This window comes from Kitasatospora arboriphila (assembly GCF_039528095.1).
Taxonomy (GTDB): domain Bacteria; phylum Actinomycetota; class Actinomycetes; order Streptomycetales; family Streptomycetaceae; genus Kitasatospora; species Kitasatospora arboriphila.
The window spans coordinates 23,052-41,657 of record NZ_BAAALD010000068.1 but is presented as its reverse complement, the minus strand read 5'-3'; the positions used below and the strand labels follow the sequence as shown (position 1 = coordinate 41,657).

Here is an 18,606-nt window from a genome sequence, read left to right as displayed (position 1 = left end):
ACGGTGTCCGCCTGCAGCCCACGGAGCGCGACCTGCCGTTGGCCGAACACGGTGTCCGCCTGCAGCCCACGGAGCGCGACCTGCCGTTGGCCGAACACGGTGTCCGGCTTCGGCCGGACGCGGTGGAGGCGTCCCCGACGCAGTCCACTCCGTTGGCCGCGACGGCCCGGACCGCCCCCGACGCCCAGGTGAAACGGCTAGCGTCGACCACCGGCGCCGCGGCGCAGTCCGGCGGATCCGCGGGCAGCGGCTTCGAGGTGAATCCGGAGCAGTACCGCGCCGCGGTCAGCCCGGTGCTCGCGGCGGCCGACCAGCTCACCCAACTCGTCACCGGGCTCTCGGCGTTCCTCGACCACACCCAGTCGACGGCCCCGTGGGGCAACGACGAGTCCGGCAAGAAGTTCGCGGAGGGCGAGAAGGGCTACCTGCGGTACAGCACCGACACGCTCAAGGGCCTCAAGGGCATGCCGGAGGCCGTCCGTTACGTCGCGGACGGCCTCAAGGCCATGGCCGAGAACTACCGGGCGACCGAGGAGGGCACCACCTCGGTCTTCCAGGGCGGCGGAACCGACGGCGTGTCCGTCCCCCAGACCGGTTCGTACAGCGCTCCCGTCAACGTCACCTCTCCGGGCGCCGCCCTGCGGAACATCGCACAGGCCCACCCGTCCACCACCCGAAGGGCCTGATCCGATGGCGGTCGAACTCCCCGAGCCCCTGCAGTGGGTGCTCCTCCTGCTGGCGGGCACCCGCTGGCCGGAGGCCGACGAGGACATGCTCCGCGACATGGCGGAGCGCTGGCGTGACGGCGCCAAGACCCTGGAGGACGCCGGACGCTCCGCCGACTCCGCGGTGAAGCGTGCGCTCGACGGCCAGCGCGGCGCCGCCGCCGACGCCCTGGGCAAGCACTGGTCGCAGTTCACCACCGGCAAGGGCACCGAGGCGGAGCCGGGGTACTTCCCCGGTCTCGTCCAGGCCTGCAACGGCATGGGCGACATGCTGGAGGCGATGGCCAACTCCGCGGAGACCGCGAAGATCCAGATCGTGGCCCAACTCGGCATCCTGGCCTTCGAGATCGCCACCGCGGAGGCGGAGGCGCCGTTCACCGCGGGTGCCTCGCTGGCCGAGATCCCGGTGTTCGTCGGCATCAGCCGCACCGCCGTCCAGCAGATCCTGAAGCAACTGCTGAAGGAGACCCTGCAGTTCGCGGCGAAGCAGGCCGCGCAGATGGCCGCGATCAACCTGCTGGCCCAGGGCATCGAGGTGATGGAGGGCCACCGCAAGAGCGTCGACATGAAGGAGCTCGGCCAGAACGCCCTCGGCGGTGCCGTCGCCGGTGCCAGCGGCCACCTCATCGGCAAGGGCCTCAGTGCCGGCGGGTCGAAGCTCGGCCTCAGCAGCGTCATGGAGACCACCGCGGGCCGGATGGCCCACGGCGCAGCCGTCGGTGTCGGTGCGGACGTCTCCACCCAGCTCATCACGACCGGTCACGTCGAGGGCGGCAGCCTGCTCGGCTCCGGTCTGAGCGGCGGTGCCTCGGTCGGCCTGCACCGCGGCGCGGCCGCCGTGAAGGGCCACTTCAACGGCCCGCCGAAGATCCCCACCCCGCACGCCGGCCCCGAGGGCGCCGGTGGCGGTACCCCCGGAGCGGGCAGCGGGTCGGGCGGCGCACCGGTCTTCTCCAAGTCGGACTCCGGCTCGTCGAGTTACCGCGGACCGTCCGCCGAGGGCCTGTCCGGCGGCTCGCACGAGGCACCGGCCTCGACCGGCTCGACCGGTTCCGCCGGCTCGGCGGGCAGCTCCGCCGGCGGTCACTCCGCCACCGGCCTGACCGGGGGCTCCAACGGATCCACCGGCTCGTCCGGTTCGGCCGGCACGGGCAGTTCGGCGGCTACGACGCACGGCGGTGGCGAGGGCGGCGCGAGCCGTCCCGAGAGCGCTCCCGCGCCGGCCTCCGGCACCCGGGGCCTGGTCCCGTTCGGCTCCGACCGTCCCGCGCCCGCCGCCGAGCACGCCCCGGCGCCCGAGACCGCCGCGACCGGGCAGCCGACCCCGCACACGGCCGACCGTCCCGCACCCTCCGCCGAGCACACCCCTGCGCCCGAGCACACCCCTGCGCCCGAGACCGCTGCCGCCCCGGCCGCCGCCCGTGGCGACTCCGCCGAGCCGGCGCCGCGTCCCGCAGAACCCGTGCACCAGGTCTCCGAGAGCGCGCCGCGCACCCCCGAGACCACTCCCCGGGGCACCGAGCACGCACCGGTCGCGCACGAGCAGGCCCCCGGGCAGATCCACGAGCAGGCACCGCCGCAGGCCCGTCAGGACGTCCAGCCGTCGCCGCACGCGACCACGGGCGAGACCCGCACGGTGCCGGCCGACCCGGCCCCGGCGCACGAGTCCCGGCCCGCCGCCGCGGATCACGCCGGTGACCGGGCGCCGATCGCCGACCGGCCGACGACGGCCCCTGCCCACGAGGCCCCGGCGCCGAGCCGCGAGACCTCCGTGCCCGCGCACGATACGCCGGCCCCCGTCCACGAGACCCCGACGCACACGCAGCAGACCGCTGCCCCCGTGCACGAGACGCCCGTCCCGACCCGCGACACCTCCGTGCCTGTGCACGAGACGCCTGTGCACGAGACGTCTGCGCACGTGCCCCCTGCGCACGAGGCACCGGTGCACACGCAGCAGCCGACCGGGCCCGTCCACGACACGCCTACGCCCGTCCACGACACGCCTACGCCCGTCCACGAGACGCCCGCCCCCGCGCAGCAGACCCCGTCCCACGTCCAGCCGGGCACCGGCCCCGTCCACACCACGGCACCGCCCGTCCACGAGACCCCCGCCCCCGTCCACGAGGGTGCCGCGGAGCGTCCGGCGGCGGCCGTGCCGCACACGGCAGCTCCGTCCGCGGCCCCGGCGCAGAGCCATGCCGCGGGGAGTGGTGGCGAGCACCGTGCCCCGGCCCCCGAGTCGGAAGCCCCGGCACCGGCGTCCAGCCGGCTGGACGGCACCGGCCCGCTCGGCGGTGCCGCACACCTGGCCGCGCCCGGTGGTGACACGCACCTCAACGGCGGTACCCGGATCTCGGGCGGTCAGGCCCAGGGCAGGCCCGCGCCGGAGACCGTGCCGGGGAACGTCGTTCCCGACAACGCGGCGTCCACCGTTCAGCAGCCGGCGGGCACGCCGCCCATGTCGGGCGGGTTCATGCCCGGTCCGGTGTCGGGTGGCGGCTCCGCCCACACGGCGGGCGGCGGCGCCCGTACGCCCTCGCCCCACGCCACGACCGGTCCGGTGTCGCAGCGCCCGGTGGAGCCGACCCCGCAGCCCGGTGGCGGCACCGTCCGGCCGGGCGCGGGCCGAACGTCCGACACCCACGTGCCGCCCCCGCCCCCGCCGCCGCAGCACCAGGCGGGCGGGACTCCGCGGACCCTCGGCGACCCGAACGGGTCCTCGTCGTCCGCGCCCCGCACCGGTCGGACCGGCGACGAGCACCTCCCGCCGCCCCCGCCGCCGTCGGGGAACTCCCGGATCCGTCCGATCGACGAGGCGCCGACCCCGGACGAGCTGGCGCAGCTGCACCAGCACCCGGCCGGCCCGTCGCTGATCCACCCGCCCAAGGCGGATCCGGCGGCGCTGGCCCGGTACAAGAGCGACAACAAGTTCAACTTCAGGCTGACCGGCGAATTGCAGACGGCGGCGAACACCCTGCCGCACAACTCGTGGGGACGGCACGACTCGGGCGTCCAGACGCCGAGTGGCCGGCCGGACGTCAAGGTCAGCCCGTACTCGCAGTCGTTCAAGACGCACCTCGACCCGCTGACCCTCAAGGCCCTGCACTCGGATGCCGCCGGCGCGATCACCACGCCGCTGCGCAACGAGCTCGGTCCGCACGCCATGGTGTACCAGGGCAACCAGGTGCTGGAGGCGGCGGGCAACCTGGACTTCCGTACGCAGGAGCACTTCCAGCAGCAGGAGATCCGCCGGAACGTGCTGGAGCGCCTGGCCCGCCAGGACTCGCAGCAGACCTGGCACCCGGTCGGCGAGCAGCGGGTGAACGACCACCTGGACGGCTCGACGTCCGCGATGGACGGCGTGAACCGGCTGCTGGGCGGGCACGACGGCCACCCCGGCTTCGACGGGATCGTGCTGGGCGAGGCGCACAACCAGTCGCCGAGCTGGCGCTTCCTCAACGAGAACATGCACGCCCTGAAGGCCGGCGGCGTCGACCGGATCTACGTCGAGTCGCTCCGTGACGACGCCTTCCAGCAGCACCTGAGCGACTTCCAGCGCCCCGGCGGCACCATGTCGCCGAACCTGGAGAAGATGCTCCGCACGTACGACCGCAACCTGAACTCCCCGCCCGGCCACGGCCTGTACGACACCGTGGTGCGCGCGAAGGAGGAGGGCGTGACGATCCACGCGGTGGACGGCTACCCGGCGCGGCGGCCGCACGACCTCGGACGGCAGGCGCTGGAGGAGCGCGCGCGGCTGCTCAACTCCTACATGAACCACGCCATCACGGAAGGCGGCGGGACCGGCAAGTACGTGCTGGTCACCGGCAAGGCGCACGTCCACGAGCACGCGAACAGCAACGGCCACCGGATCCCCGGTGTGGCCGAGATGCTGGGCGCCCCGTCGGTGCGGCTGACCGACGGCGGCCGGCCGAACCCGAACGGGGCACCGCACGACGCGACCGCCACCACCGCCGCCGGGGACATGCGCCTCGGTTACCTCGCCCGGGAGTCGACCGGGCAGGACCCGGCGAACACGGCCCAGCAGCACGGCAACGGTGCCCCGCCCGCGCCGCCGGCCCCGCCGGTGTCGCACCAGGGCGGGGGCGGCTCCTCGCAGTCGACCCACGGCCTCGGTACCGACAACACGCCCGCGCCGCCGGCCCCGCCGGTGTCGCACCAGGGCGGGGGCGGCTCGTCCCCGTCGACCCGGAGCCTCGGCGGCGACGGCACCCCGCCGGCCCCGCCCGCCCCGCCGACCCAGCAGCACACGGCCGGATCCTCGCAGTCCGGCCACCAGAGCCCGCCCGCGACGACGCCGAACACGGCGCCGGCCTCCGGCCACAACGCCGCGGCGACCGGTGGCCACAACGCGCCGTCGACGACCGGCCACACCAACCCGCCCGCCACCGGCCCGCACAACGCACCGTCGACCAGCGCCCACGACCAGTTCCTCGACCGGCAGAAGCAGGCGCGCGACGCCGAACTGCAGGCACTGTCCGGCAAGTCCCCGGTGCGCGACGCGGTGGACCAGCTGGGCCGCGAGCAGCGGGCGGTGGCGACGCCGCCTCCCGGCGCCGACCGGCTGCGGCAGGACCTGCCGACCATGTCGCCGCAGGAGCGGACCCGGGAGCTGGCCGGCCTTTCGCCGGAGAACCGGCGCTGGCTCGCACGCGACCCGCAGACGGTGGACGCGCTGAAGAACGCGCTGCCGCCGAAGGAGTTCGCGAAGACCGCGGCGGAGCTGATGGTGCACGTGGACCCGCGCGCGGAGCGCGCGCCCTCGGCGCGGCAGGAGGCGCAGCAGCAGATCGCCCGGATGCTCCAGGACCCGGAGACCGCCGCGCGGCTGCTGAAGAACGGCGCCGACGTCGTGGTGGTCCCGAAGGACGTGCGGATGCCGGACGTCCCGGAGCTGAACGACCTGCGCGGGGTGCACAACAACTCCTCGGCGGGCGCCGGCCGCGGCTACGACGACATGCGCGGCTCCGGCGGACGCCACTCGGCGGTCACCGAGGAGAACCTGCTCGGCGAGCACACCCCGATCGGGCACGGCGGGCACTACGAGGACGGGTACTCCACTACCACGCACGAGTTCACCCACACCGTGCACCGGTACGGCCTGGACGCGAACGACCAGAAGCTGATCACCGACACCTTCAACCAGAAGCACGGCGACCCGAACGCCGCCTGGCCGGACGGTCCGCGCCACGACGGCAGCGGGAAGCCGGTCGACAACTACTCCTCGCGCGACGAACAGGAGTACTTCGCGCAGGTCACCAACGCGTACCTGGGCACCAACCACGGCACCGACCCGTACACCGGCCAGCCGCGCAACAACGGCGCGGACTGGGTGCGGCAGAACGAGCCGGCCATGCTGCCGCTGCTGGAGAAGCTGTACGGCAAGGACCCGGGGGCGGTGCACAGCGGGCCGGCCAACCCGGTGCACGCCACCACGGCCGAGAACCAGATGTACGAGGGCTTCCGGGACTTCATGGACCAGGTCGACGGCGACGGGAGCAACCCCCCGGCCCACCAGCCGCCGACCACGCCGCCGCCGACCACGCCGGCGGGCAACCCCGGTCAGCACGGCGGGAGTTCCTCGCACCTGCCCCCGCCGCCGCCGAAGGCGCCGGGCTTCGGCAGCAAGCCCGCGGCGGACGACGGCTACTCGCACAAGATCGACGGCGAGAAGACCTTCGACGCGATCAAGGACTTCCTGCCGGACTCCGCGGAGTTCGACAAGGTCAAGGACAACCTGAAGAAGTACGAGCGGTCCGCGCTGATCGACGGCGACACCGACGCGATCCTGCACGCGTACCAGCAGCAGAAGCAGCTGCACGTGGACGTGCTGCGCCGCAACGTGCCCGAGCAGCTCGACGCGGTGAACCACCGGCTGGACGAGATCGCCCGCCAGGGGCCGGACCGCCAGGCCGAACTGGCCGGCGAGAAGCACAACCTGGAGACCGCGAAGGCCCACCTGGAGGACCAGCAGGGCCGGCTGGCCGTCTACGAGCACGAGCTGGCCCGACTCAAGGGCGAACCCAAGTCCGGCACCGCGGAGTTCAAGGCACTGCAGGACGCCCGCGCGCAGGCCGAGCCGCAGATCGCCAAGGACGCCATGGCGCGGATCGAGGAGCAGCGCAAGGTTGTCGCCGACCTCCGGCAGGAGGCCGTCCAGCGGCGCGACGACGCCGAGACCGCCTACCAGAACGAGAACAGCAAGCGGACCGCCACCGGCTCCACCAAGGAGACCGCGGCGGAGGCGGCCGCGAAGACCACCCGGAACGTCTTCGCGAGCCGGGTCGAGGACCTCAGGGTCCGCGAGGAGGAGCTCGCGCAGGACCTCCAGGCGCGCAAGGACGCCCTCGCCGGGAACTACGGGGCGACGCCGCCCAAGCCGAAGAAGGGCGCCGAGCACGAGCTGACCGACGGTGCCTACCGCGCCGCGTTCGGGTACTCGGACCACGGCGTCATGGCGGGCGAGCCGCACGCCGAGAAGACCGCCCGCCGGATGGAGGACGGCAAGGTCAAGCTCGGCACCGCGGTCGTCAACCGCAACCACGTGGTCGCCGACTACATGGTGCACAAGTACGTGACGGCCGCCGTGTTCAAGGCCCGGTCGTTCGGCGACGAGCAGCACCGGGTGGAGGCGTCGCGGACCTTCTCCGACTTCGCCGACACCATGGCGCCCGACCAGCACCGCGTGCTCGACAAGGCCGGCAAGCAGGCCGCCAAGCGGCTCGGCGCCAACGACCAGGAGCACGCCGCGCTCGCCTGGCGCGACCTGGCCTACACCGCCAAGGACGTGGACCTGGGCAAGGCCTACGGCAACGACAAGCTGGAGTCCGCCTTCGCCCCCGCGAAGCTGGACGACCCGGCGAGCGCCGTCGCGGCCAGGGACGAGGTGCGCAACCAGCTCGACCGCTCCGGACTGGAAGGCCCGGCCAAGGCCGAGTTCGACCGGTACGCGGACACCGTGGAGCGGTTCTCCGACGACCCGTCGCCGCAGCACCTGGCGGCGATGAAGGACGCCCTCGCGGACGTCCGCACCAAGGTCCGCGAGCAGGCCGTCGAGGACCTCGCCCTGATTCACGGCGTCACCGGGCCGCGCCACCTCGACGACACCGTGGCGGCGGCCCGGCAGGCCGCCGCCGAGCCGCCCGCCGGCCCCGGCAACTCCCCGGCGCACCAGCGGCTGGCCGACCGGATCGACGACCTGGCGCGCTCGTACGACCGCCTCGGCCAGGACCGGCAGGACCTGAAGGGCCTGGCGAACGAGCTGCGCAACGACCCCGACGCGGTGCGGCCCGAGCGGCTGGAGGCGTTCGCCGACAAGCTGCCGAACGAGCGCGACCAGCTGCGGCGGGACGAGGTGGACCGGCGCCGCGAGGAGGCGGCGCAGACCCTCAAGCCCGGCGGCACCGCGGCCGCCCAGCAGAAGGCCGCGGAGAAGCTGCTGCCCAAGGCCGACGCGGACATCGCCGCCGTCGCCCGGCAGTACGGCGGCGGCTTCCCGCGGGCCGGCGCCGGGGAGAAGCACCCCGCCGGCCTGTTCGACCAGGCCGTGCAGGCCAAGGTCGAGGACGTGCCGAAGCTGATCGAGGAGATCACCGCCGGCCTGTCCAACAGCGCCTCCAACCTGCGCTTCGGCGACGAGCTGACCAACAAGTGGATCCAGAACTTCCTGGACCCGCACGTGGTCCGCGACCAGGACGTGCTCACCGCCGTCGCCAAGGGCGACCTGCCGCCCGAGGCGCTCTACTCGCCGCACACCCTGGACCTGCTGCGCGGCCTGCGCACCCTGGAGGACACCGGCCTCGCCCCGCGCGAGCTGCGCGACCTGATGGCCCCCAAGACCGAGGCCGACATGGTCGACCTCCACCAGCCGGGCCAGAAGCCGAGCGCCAGCGCGGTCAACATCGCCGACGAGCACGGCATGCTGAACCACGCGGGCGGCAAGACCCCGGTCTCCTCGTCCGGCGACTTCACCCGCCAGCCCGGGCAGTCCGCGAACCCGGTGGTCGGCTCCGAGGCGCTGCACGACCCGGCCCGCGACGCCCGGCCGGGCGCGGAGGGCCACGAGATCGGCACCACCCCGCCCCCCGCGACGCCCCGGCCCCCGGCGAGCCAGGACACCGACGTGGTGATGGCCACCCAGGACCACGACACGCCCACCGCGTCGCAGGACCACGACACGCCGATGCCCTCGCAGAGCCACGACGTGCCGATGCCGTCGCAGAGCCAGGACCACCCGATGGCCTCGCAGCAGACCGTCCGGCCGGAGAAGCGCCGGGTCGACCCGGACGACGACGTGCTGATGCCCGACGCGCCGCCGTCCAAGCGCCGCGCGCCGGACGCGGTGCCGACGCCGCCGCCCCCGCCGCCGCTCGCGCACCCCGCCGGGGGCGGCCACCAGAACACCGGAACCCGGGGCTTCGGCACGCTGCCCTCCCCGCCGCCGCCGCCGACCCAAAGCCACACCCCGGCCGCCGGGGGTCACAACCCCACCGCTGGGACCGGGGCTCCGCACCAGCCCGCGGCCGGACACGACGGCGCGCCGGAGCACCAGGGCCAGCAGCACGAGGGCCCGCAGCACGAGGCCGACCCGCTTCAGCACCACGAGGACGCCGACCAGCAGCCGCACGACGACCAGCAGGTCCCGCCCGTGGAGCCGCTGCTCCCGCCGGTCGGCACCCCCGAGTACGGGATCATGCACGACCCGGGGAGCTTCCTGCGGGACACCCCGCTCGGCGTGGACTTCGGCTCCGGGCTGAAGCTGCGCACCGAGGGGCTGCAGCAGCACCAGGTCAACTCCTTCCTCGCCAGGTTCGAGGGCAGCGACCGGCACTGGTTCGCGCTCGTGCGCGACCCCGCCCGCAGCACGCCCGACAAGGACGCCTTCGTGCTGACCCCGGCGTGGGAGAAGTACGCCCAGCACAGCGAGGAGTTCCGGCCCCCGGCCGGCGTCCGGCTGCCCGATCCGATGCCCGACCACCACTACGTCACCGCGCTGTACGCCCCGTACAAGTCCGGGACGGCGGCCGGCGACCACACCATCGGGCACGTCGAGGTGCCGCTGCACCCGGACCCGGCGCGGCCGGGCGACGGGCTGGTGTTCACCGGCGGCATGAACGGCTGCGCGTTCGTCGCCACCGACGTGAACCCGCACACCGACACCTTCCAGCTGTGGCACTTCCAGTCGTACTCGGCGAAGAACAACCTGATCGGCGGCGCCGACTTCCGGGCCGGAAAGACCGTCACCGACTGGTTCGGCCCCGACGAGTACCGCTCGCCGCACCCGTTCACCTTCGAGGTCACCAACGTCCTGCACCACGGTCCCGACGGCTGGCACGTCACCAGCCAGGAGTCGGTGCAGGAGCACGGCAACCCGCACATCGGCAGGCAGACCACCCGCCCGTTCAGGCTCGACCCGCCCGGCGAGGCGGACCGGGTGCAGATGACGGTCGGCCCGTACCACATCAACGCCAAGGAGCAGGTGGAGCGGTTCGACGACCTGGCGAACAAGCTGCAGGGCAAGCTCCCGCCGGCCACCGACCCGAAGTTCCGCACCGTCCGCAACGAACTGCTCGGACAACTCGGCGACCTGCGGAGCCGGCTGGTCGCCCAGGCCGACGCCGTCGGCGCGCTCACGCAGCCCGGCACCACCATGCAGCAGGTCCATGACGGCGCGGCCGCACTGCACCAGCAGGCCGCCGCCGACCACCAGCACGCCCAGGGCGAGTCGATGCTCTTCACCGCCCGGATGAGCGCGCTGGGCCACGCCAACCCGCGCTTCCACGAGCTGGAGGCGCTGCAGCGGCAGCTGTTCGACGAGTTCGCGCCGCAGGACGACCGTTCCTGGCTGTCCGTCATGTCCCGTGACAGCGCGGGCCAGTTGCAGAGGCTGGCCGAGGAGCAGCAGCACGACCCCGCGCCGGGCTTCGGCTCGCTGCCCTCGGCCCCGCCGGACACCACCCACGGCACCGGTGCGTCCGAGCACCAGCAGTCCCGCGCCATGGACGTCGACGAGCCCGCCCCGGCCGTCCCGCACCGGCAGGACGCGGACGGCGACACCGTGATGCAGGAGCACTCCGAGTCGAACGGCCGCAAGCGCGGACGGGACGAGGACGAGGCCGACCGGCCCGTCGACGAACGGGAGGCGAAGCGGCAGCGGACACCGTCGTACGAGAACACCGACGCGGTGATGCACGACCGCGGCTACCAGGCCGTGGGCACCCGGCACCCGTTGACGCAGGACCTGATGAGCTACCTCGGTGGCGAGCCGAAGGTGCATCCGCCGATGAGCTCCTCGCTGCTCGGGAAGGTGAACCCCCATACCGCGCCGGTCCACCCGGGTGAGGGGTTCCGGCCCGGCAACGACCTGAACGCCTGCCTGGAGAACGTGGAGGCCTACCGGGACACCCACTTCGGCCGTCCCCGGGTCTCCGGGCAGACGCTGCACGGGAACGTGGAGCCGATTCCGGGCAACACGCTGTGGAAGCGGCACGACGGTCCGGCGCTGTTCGGCGAGGGCGACGCCGCGGTCCGGAAGCTGATGGAGAAGGTGCAGGCCGGCGGGCCGGGCAGCTTCGCCACCGTGCTCGGCGTGGGCAAGGAGGGCGCGGGACACGCGGTCGCGCTGGTCCACGACCGCGACGGGCAGCTGCGGTGGGCCGACCTGACGGACCGCAAGGTGACTCCCGCGGCCGGAGGGATGCCGGAGAACTTCCGCTCCGACTGGACGGTGTGGGCGTCGGTCGCCGACCCGCGCGAGAACAACATCTCGGGCCCGCACGACCCGAACTTCATGGACACCTACTCGACCTTCACCCGGCCCCCGGCCGAGCACACCCCGGAGCCGATGGACGTGGACGACTTCGGCACCGTGCCGCCGTCCGAGGCGGGCGGACGGGCCGGCGGGTTCGCCGAGGACCGGCCGGTCGCGCTGCAGAACCACACCGAGCAGAGCCACGAGCAGATCCGGACCACGAACGTCGAACAGCAGGGCGCCCAGCAGGCGTTCGGCTCCCGGCCGTCGGAGACCCAGGCCCCTCACCCCGGCGACGCGCCTCCGCCGCCGCCCCCGCCGCCGGCCTTCCGCACCGGCCCGGTGGCGCGCAGCGGTCACACCCCGCCGCCGCCCCCGCCGCCGTCCGTCGACCACACGGCGACCGGCCACACGGCGAACCAGTACACCCCGATGGACGTCGACTCGCCGGCGCCGGCCGCCACACCCCCGCGCAGGACGCTGGCGGTCGCCGTGCAGACCGTGGTCGTCGGCACCGACCACGCCTCGCCGCACGGGCGGGACGTCTACCTCAGCGAGGTGCTGCCCTCCAACGACCGGCCGATGACGCGATTCGGCACCGACCAGCGCTCGCACACCGTGCCCTGGGCGCTGACCCGCCGGGCGGCGAGCGGTCTCGCCGGGCGTTCCGCGGAGTCGGTGTGGGCCGAACTCACCAACGACATCACGGAGTTCAAGAAGTTCCCGCCGGAGCCCAAAGGCGCCGCGGAGAAGGACTACCCGGCGGTCAAGGCACGCTGGGACGACATCGTCGCGCGGCTCGACGAACTGCCCGCGGATCCGTCGCGCCGGCAGTCGCTCCAGGAGTGGCACCGCGACCTCGGCGACCTGGTGTCCGGCTACATCGAGCTCTCCCAGATCACGTCGTTCGCCTCGTTCGCGGACGGCCGGGCGGTCGGGCACGGCGAGGCGGGGATGCTGGACCGCCTCGGCGCCTTCCAGCGGGGTGAGGGCCCGGCGCCCCGCACCGACGAGGTCGTGGGCACCCTGCTGGACATCAAGCAGACCGCCTCGCTCTCCGAGAAGGACGTCGAAACGGCCAAGGAGCACCTGATCCGCAGCCTCCACCGGGCGTACCCGGAGTACATGACGCCGGCCAACCGCGCCGACATCGAGAGCCAGCTCGGTCTGCAGCCGGTGACGGTGCAGCCGCCCGGGCAGCTGCCGGGCGGTACGACCGGCTTCTCCCGCTACGAGCTCAAGGCAGAGCTGGTCGCGGACATCGGCGCCCACCCGGGCGACCCGTCGCGGATCGGGCGGATCGTGCTCAGCGAGCAGTCCCGCCCTGACACCCAGTTCGGCAGCAACCAGTACTCGCACGCCGCCTCCTGGTCGCTGATGCGGGAGTCGCTGCTCTCCTTCGAGGGCAGGCCGCGCCAGGAGCTGGAGAGCTGGCTCGGCAACCGGTTCGACGAGATGCAGGACCACGTCGAGGGGCCGATGTCGCGGGCGGTCGACCACGCCCGCCGGGAGCTGGCCAAGCTGGACACGTACCCGCAGCACGAACGGGAGACCAGGGTCGGCGACCTCGTCCGGATCTTCGTCAGCGCACACCAGAGCCTGCCGCACACCACCTTCGTGGACCAGCTGCAGCTCGGCAGTGCCACCTCCAGCGGCGAGCTCGACTTCTCGCTGCGCGGCGGGGCCCGGCACGACGAACTGGTGGCGAGCCACTTCGACGGCGCGGCGCCGTTCAACAGCAGCGACGACAAGCTCGTCCGCTCCTACCGGAGCTGGCAGACCATGGCGGAGACCCTGGGCCCGGTCGGACCGGAGACCGTCGACCTGGTGGCCGGACGGACCTTCACGGACAAGAACCTGGCCCAGCTGCGCGCCTCGGCCGCGCAGAACCAGGTGAACCAGGAGGTCGGACAGCGCTACCTCCAGGGCGTCCTGGCGTGGGACCGCGCGGTCACCACGGCATTCCCGAACGACGGCGGCAACGCGGTGACCTCGACCTGGCAGGCCCACCGCCACGAGTTCACCATGGACCGGTTCGGCCGCCCGGCCGACCCCGCCGTCCGCCGGCAGGTGGAGGCCTGGTTCGACCAGCTGAACAGCTCCCGGCGGCCGGGCGACGCCGAGACCGCGATCCACGGCCTGACGGAGTACTACCGGGTCCGGAGCGCGGGCGGCCGCCGCGGCACCGAACGGGCGGCCCTGGTGGCCGCGATGGAGCTGGTGTCACCGCCCGCCCGGGTCGCCGGCGGCAAGCGCCCGGGCGACGACACCGGCGACCTCGCCACACGGTTCAGGAGGATGAATCCCGACGACGACAGCTGACCCCGCAGCCGGGCGGCGGCACCCCGCCGCCGCCCGCAGGCGCACGCCGGGACGGCCCCGTCGGCTTACCGAAGGATGACGTGCTGTCCGGCTCCGCTCCGACGGCCCGCCCGGCCGGTAGCGTCGCCGGACATGAGGATCCTCGTCACCGGCGGTGCCGGTTTCATCGGTTCCGCGGTCGTGCGTTCGGCCGTGGCGGCGGGCCACGAGGTCAGGGTGCTGGACGCCCTGCTGGAGGCCGTCCATCCGCCGGGCGCCGTCCCCGACCTGCCGGCGGGCGTGGACCTCCGGCACGGGGACGTGCGCGACGCGCCCACCGTGGAGCGGGCCCTGGCCGGGGTGGACGCGGTCTGCCACCAGGCGGCGATGGTCGGTCTCGGCCTCGACCTCCGCGACGCACCGGACTACGTGGGCTGCAACGACCTCGGCACGGCCGTCCTGCTGTCCGCCATGGCCGGCGCCGGGGTACGGAAGCTGGTGCTGGCCGGCTCCATGGTGGTGTACGGCGAGGGCCGCTACGCCTGCCCGGTGCACGGGGACGTCGCACCCGGCCCGCGGCGTCCGGCCGACCTCGACGGCGGACGGTTCGAACCGCCGTGTCCGGTGTGCGGCGAGGCCCTGCGGCCCGGGTCGGTGGCGGAGGACGCCCCGGCGGACCCGCGCAACGTGTACGCCGCGACCAAACTCGCCCAGGAACACCTCGCCTCGGCGTGGTCCCGCACCTGCGGCGGACGGGTGGTGGCCCTCCGCTACCACAACGTGTACGGCCCGGGGATGCCGCGCGACACGCCCTACGCCGGGGTCGCCTCGCTGTTCCGCTCGGCGCTGGCCCGGGGCGAGGCGCCACGGGTGTTCGAAGACGGGGGCCAGCGCCGCGACTTCGTCCACGTCGGGGACGTCGCGGCCGCCAACCTCGCCGCCCTGTCCGGCATCGGCGCCTGCCCCGAGGGCGGCTCCCGCGCGTACAACGTCGGCAGCGGCGAGGTCCGCACGGTCGGCGAGATGGCGGAGGCGCTGTCGGCCGCCTGCGGCGGCCCCGCCCCCGTGGTGACGGGCCAGTACCGTCTGGGCGACGTCCGGCACATCACCGCGGACTCCTCGCGGATCCGCCGGGAACTCGGCTGGCGGCCCGAAGTCCCCTTCGGGGAGGGCATGGTGGAGTTCGCCGCCGCCCCGCAGCGGGTGTGAGCACCACGGGCGGGCACGGCACCCCCGGGACGGCGTCGCACTTCCGTAAGGCGTGGAGTGCACCGCCGGCCCGCCCGCCGCGGTTAGCGTGACCGGTGTGACCCCTCCCCCTGCGTCCCCGACGGACGTCGACGTCGTCCTCCCCTGCCTCGACGAGGCGGCCGCCCTGCCGTGGGTGCTCGGCCGGATCCCGGCCGGCTGGCGGGCGATCGTCGTCGACAACGGCTCCCACGACGGCTCCGCGGACCTGGCCCGTTCGCTCGGCGCGACGGTCGTGAGCGAGCCCCGGCGCGGCTTCGGCGCCGCCTGCCACGCCGGGCTGCTGAGCGCCACCGCCGACCTGGTCTGCTTCATGGACTGCGACGGCTCCCTCGACCCCGCCCAACTCCCCCGGGTCACCGGCCCGGTGCTGGCGGGCGAGGCGGACCTCGTCCTGGGCCGCCGCCGACCGTCCTCCCCGCGGGCCTGGCCGGTGCACGCCCGCCTGGCCAACGCCGTACTGGCCGGCCGTCTGCGGGCCCGCACCGGCGCCCGGCTGCACGACCTCGGCCCGATGCGGGCCGCCCGCCGGGAACGGCTGCTCGCCCTCGGCCTCGGCGACCGACGCTCGGGCTACCCGCTGGAGATGGTGCTCACCGCCGCGGCGGCCGGCATGCGGATCACCGAGACGCCGGTGGACTACCTGCCCCGGGCGGGCCGGTCCAAGGTCACCGGCACCGTCCGCGGCACCGTCCGCGCCGTGCACGACATGCGGGCGGTCCTGGCCGCACCCCCGCCGACCCTGCTGGTCATCGCCAAGGCCCCCGTCCCGGGCCGGGTCAAGACCCGGCTCACACCGCCCTGGACGCCCGAACAGGCCGCCGCGCTGGCAGGAGCCGCCCTCGCCGACACCCTGCACACCCTCTCCGCCGTCCCGGCGGGCCGCCGGCTGGTCGTGCTCGACGGCCCCCCGGGCGACTGGCTGCCGCCCGGCTGGGAGGTGGTCCCGCAGTGCGACGGAGGTCTGGACGCCCGCCTCGCGGACGCCTTCGCGCACGCCGAACGGCTGGCCCCCGACGCACCCGCACTGCTCGTCGGCATGGACACCCCGCACCTGCGGGCCCGAACCCTGTCCGCACCGCTGTCCGCCGTCGCACGCACCGGCGTCGACGCGTGGTACGGACCGGCCGTCGACGGCGGCTTCTGGGCGCTCGGGCTGGCCCGCCCCACCGGGCGGCTGGCCCGGCAACTGCTGCTCGGCGTCCCCATGTCGACCGGCGGAACGGGCCGCGCCCTGCTCGAACGGCTGTCCGCCGCCGGTCTGACGGTCCGGCACCTGCCGCCCATGACCGACGTGGACACCCACCAGGACGTCCGCCTGGCCGCCGCCGAGGCACCGGACGGCCGGTTCGCCGCCTGCCTGCGCTCGCTCGCCCCGGCACAGGAGGCGACCGGATGACCGCCCCCGCCGTCCCGTGGGTGGACGACCCGTTCAGCCACGCCGTGCGCACCGGACGCGGCCCGCTGTGGCTGCGCCGCCCGGAGGGCAGCCGCATCGCACTGGACATCGAACGCTGGTGCGGACCCGCCGCCGGGGCCGACCACGACCTCCTGGCACGCTGCACCCGGCTCTCCGCACCGGTCCTGGACGTCGGCTGCGGCCCGGGCCGGCTCGTCGCCGCCCTCCTGGGCCTCGGCGTGCCCGCCCTCGGCGTCGACCTCACCGCCGCCGCCGTGGCCCGGACCCGCCGCATCGGCGGCCTCGCGCTGCGCCGCTCGCTCTTCGACCGGCTGCCCGGCGAGGGCCGTTGGGGCGGGGTCCTGCTCGCCGACGGCAACCTGGGCATCGGCGGCGACCCCGATGCCGTGCTCCGCCGCAGCACCGAACTCCTCGCCCCCGGCGCCACCCTGCTGGTCGAGGTCGAACCCGAGGAGGTCGACGAACGGACGACCGTCCGGGTCGAGGGCCCCGACGGCCGGCTGGGACCGCCGTTCACCTGGGCCCGCCTCGGCGCGTCGGCGGCCGTCCGCCGGGCGCACCGCGCCGGACTGGTCGAGGCGGAACGCTGGACCTCGCACGGACGCCGGTTCCTCGCCCTGCACCGGGCACCGGCCCCCGGACGGCCCTGCGGAAACTGAGCCGGCGCAGCCGGACGGCCCCCGTTCGACCGCGCCGTGACGGCCGGTCGGGCAGGCGGCCGTCCGGGGGGCGGCTCACCTGCGGTCCGGCACCGGAGTCACCCCGGTCCGCGGCCCGTCGACCGCCCTCCGCACCACGGCCCGCCGACGCAGCCGTCGCCACGACGCCACCCCTAGCACGCACACCAGCGCCGCACCGTACGCGACCTGCTGGACCGCCCCGCCACCGGCCAGGTAGAGCACCTGTCCGGCCGCCGGCACCGCGAGCCACTCCCGGCGGCCGTCCAGCGCCACCAGCGCGACCACCAGCAACCCGTACCAGGGGTAGGCCGGCGCGACGACCAGCAGGGCCGTCCCGGTCACCACCAGGGCACCGCGCCACGGACGCCGGGGGTCACCGCACCGCAACACCCACAGCACCACCCCCACCAGGACCGCGCCCGCCACCCAGGGCGCCCACCCGTCCGGCACCACCAGGCGCAGCAACCCGAACCGGCCGAGGTGCTCCCGCCCGTACCCCTCCTCCTGCAGGTACCCCGGCAGATACCCCAGGACCGCCGCGCCGGAGAGGGCCGCGTACGGCAGGTACGCCAGCACGAAGACCCCGGCAGCGGCACCCGCGAGGACGAGGTGCCTCCTCGCCGGACGCCCGGACAGCAGGCCGGGCAGCGCACCCGGCAGGGCCAGCGCCGGCAGCAGCTTGGCGGCGACCGCCGCGCCGGCCAGCACCCCACCGCCCACCGGACGCCCGCGGGCGACCAGGCCCAGCCCCGCGACCAGCAGCAGGGCACCGAGCGTGTCGACGTGCGCGTCGTTCACCGCCCACACCGTGATCCCGGGGCACCACCCCCACACCGCGGCCCGGCGACTCCCCCGCCCCGAGAGCAGCAGCACACCGGTCGTGGCGACCGCCAGCAGCGCCCCCGCCCCCTGCACCCCGCGCACCCCGCCGCCGAACGGGTGCACGACGAGGAACCACGCCTCGGCGACCGGCGGGTAGATCGTGTGCACGGCCGGCCGGTTGATCCTGGTGCAGTCCCCGGCCGCCGTCCGCCGCTCGTCCCAGCCCCGACAGCCGTCCCCGGCGGGGAACAGACCGCCGTCCCGCAACCCCGCGAGCACCGGATCGTCCGGCGCGAACGCGTACGGCGAGATCCCCGCCGCCTGCACCCGCCCGTCCCACACGTACCGGTAGGCGTCGTCACTGGTGCGCGGCGGCGCCAGCAGCCCCGCCGCGGCGACGAGAACGCTCCCCGCCAGCACCAGCGGCGCCGCCCGACGGGCCGGCACCCGCCGCAGCAGCACCAGGGCGAGCGCGAACAGCGCGGCGTCGAGCGCGTACCAGCCGTACAGCGCCGTCCGCTCGCCCAGCGTTCCGCCGACGGTCACGGTCAGGGCCAGGGCCGCCACCAGGGCGGCGAGGGCGAGCACACAGGGCAGTCCGGTCCGGGTCGTCACGGGCCCACCCTGCCAGCCGGCACC

6 protein-coding genes and 1 pseudogene are annotated in these 18,606 nt (G+C 74.8%); 6 read left to right on the top strand and 1 reads right to left on the bottom strand.

Going from position 1 to position 18,606, the window contains the following annotated elements; all coding sequences use genetic code 11:
• From ABD353_RS28110 to ABD353_RS28085, 6 genes and pseudogenes are all read left to right on the top strand, one after another.
• A partial coding sequence (locus ABD353_RS28110) for a WXG100 family type VII secretion target (RefSeq protein ID WP_344626485.1) occupies positions 1 to 686 on the top strand: 686 nt, incomplete at its 5' end.
• Positions 687 to 690: 4 nt separating this feature from the next.
• Positions 691 to 13,818 carry a WXG100-like domain-containing protein gene (locus ABD353_RS28105; protein ID WP_344626484.1) on the top strand — a complete coding sequence of 4,376 codons (13,128 nt, stop codon included), beginning with the start codon at positions 691 to 693 and terminating at the stop codon, positions 13,816 to 13,818.
• A 132-nt stretch (positions 13,819 to 13,950) separates the two neighbouring features.
• Positions 13,951 to 15,006: an NAD-dependent epimerase/dehydratase family protein gene (locus tag ABD353_RS28100; RefSeq protein ID WP_344626483.1), complete on the top strand. Its 1,056-nt coding sequence runs from the start codon at positions 13,951 to 13,953 to the stop codon at positions 15,004 to 15,006.
• An 88-nt stretch (positions 15,007 to 15,094) separates the two neighbouring features.
• Positions 15,095 to 15,808 (top strand): annotated as a pseudogene (locus ABD353_RS28095) (glycosyltransferase family 2 protein); the annotation flags it as partial.
• Between the two features lie 132 nt (positions 15,809 to 15,940).
• On the top strand, positions 15,941 to 16,444 hold the full coding sequence (locus tag ABD353_RS28090; RefSeq protein ID WP_425555267.1) for a TIGR04282 family arsenosugar biosynthesis glycosyltransferase: 504 nt from the start codon (positions 15,941 to 15,943) through the stop codon (positions 16,442 to 16,444).
• Positions 16,441 to 17,124 carry a class I SAM-dependent methyltransferase gene (locus tag ABD353_RS28085; RefSeq protein ID WP_344626482.1) on the top strand — a complete coding sequence of 228 codons (684 nt, stop codon included), beginning with the start codon at positions 16,441 to 16,443 and terminating at the stop codon, positions 17,122 to 17,124. The genes ABD353_RS28090 and ABD353_RS28085 overlap by 4 nt, the downstream gene beginning before the upstream one ends.
• A gap of 75 nt (positions 17,125 to 17,199) precedes the next feature.
• Here the strand turns inward: ABD353_RS28085 and ABD353_RS28080 are convergent, their stop codons facing one another.
• Positions 17,200 to 18,582 (bottom strand): hypothetical protein, encoded by a 1,383-nt coding sequence (locus ABD353_RS28080; protein ID WP_344626481.1) that lies wholly within the window; start codon positions 18,580 to 18,582, stop codon positions 17,200 to 17,202.
• Positions 18,583 to 18,606 lie beyond the last annotated feature (24 nt).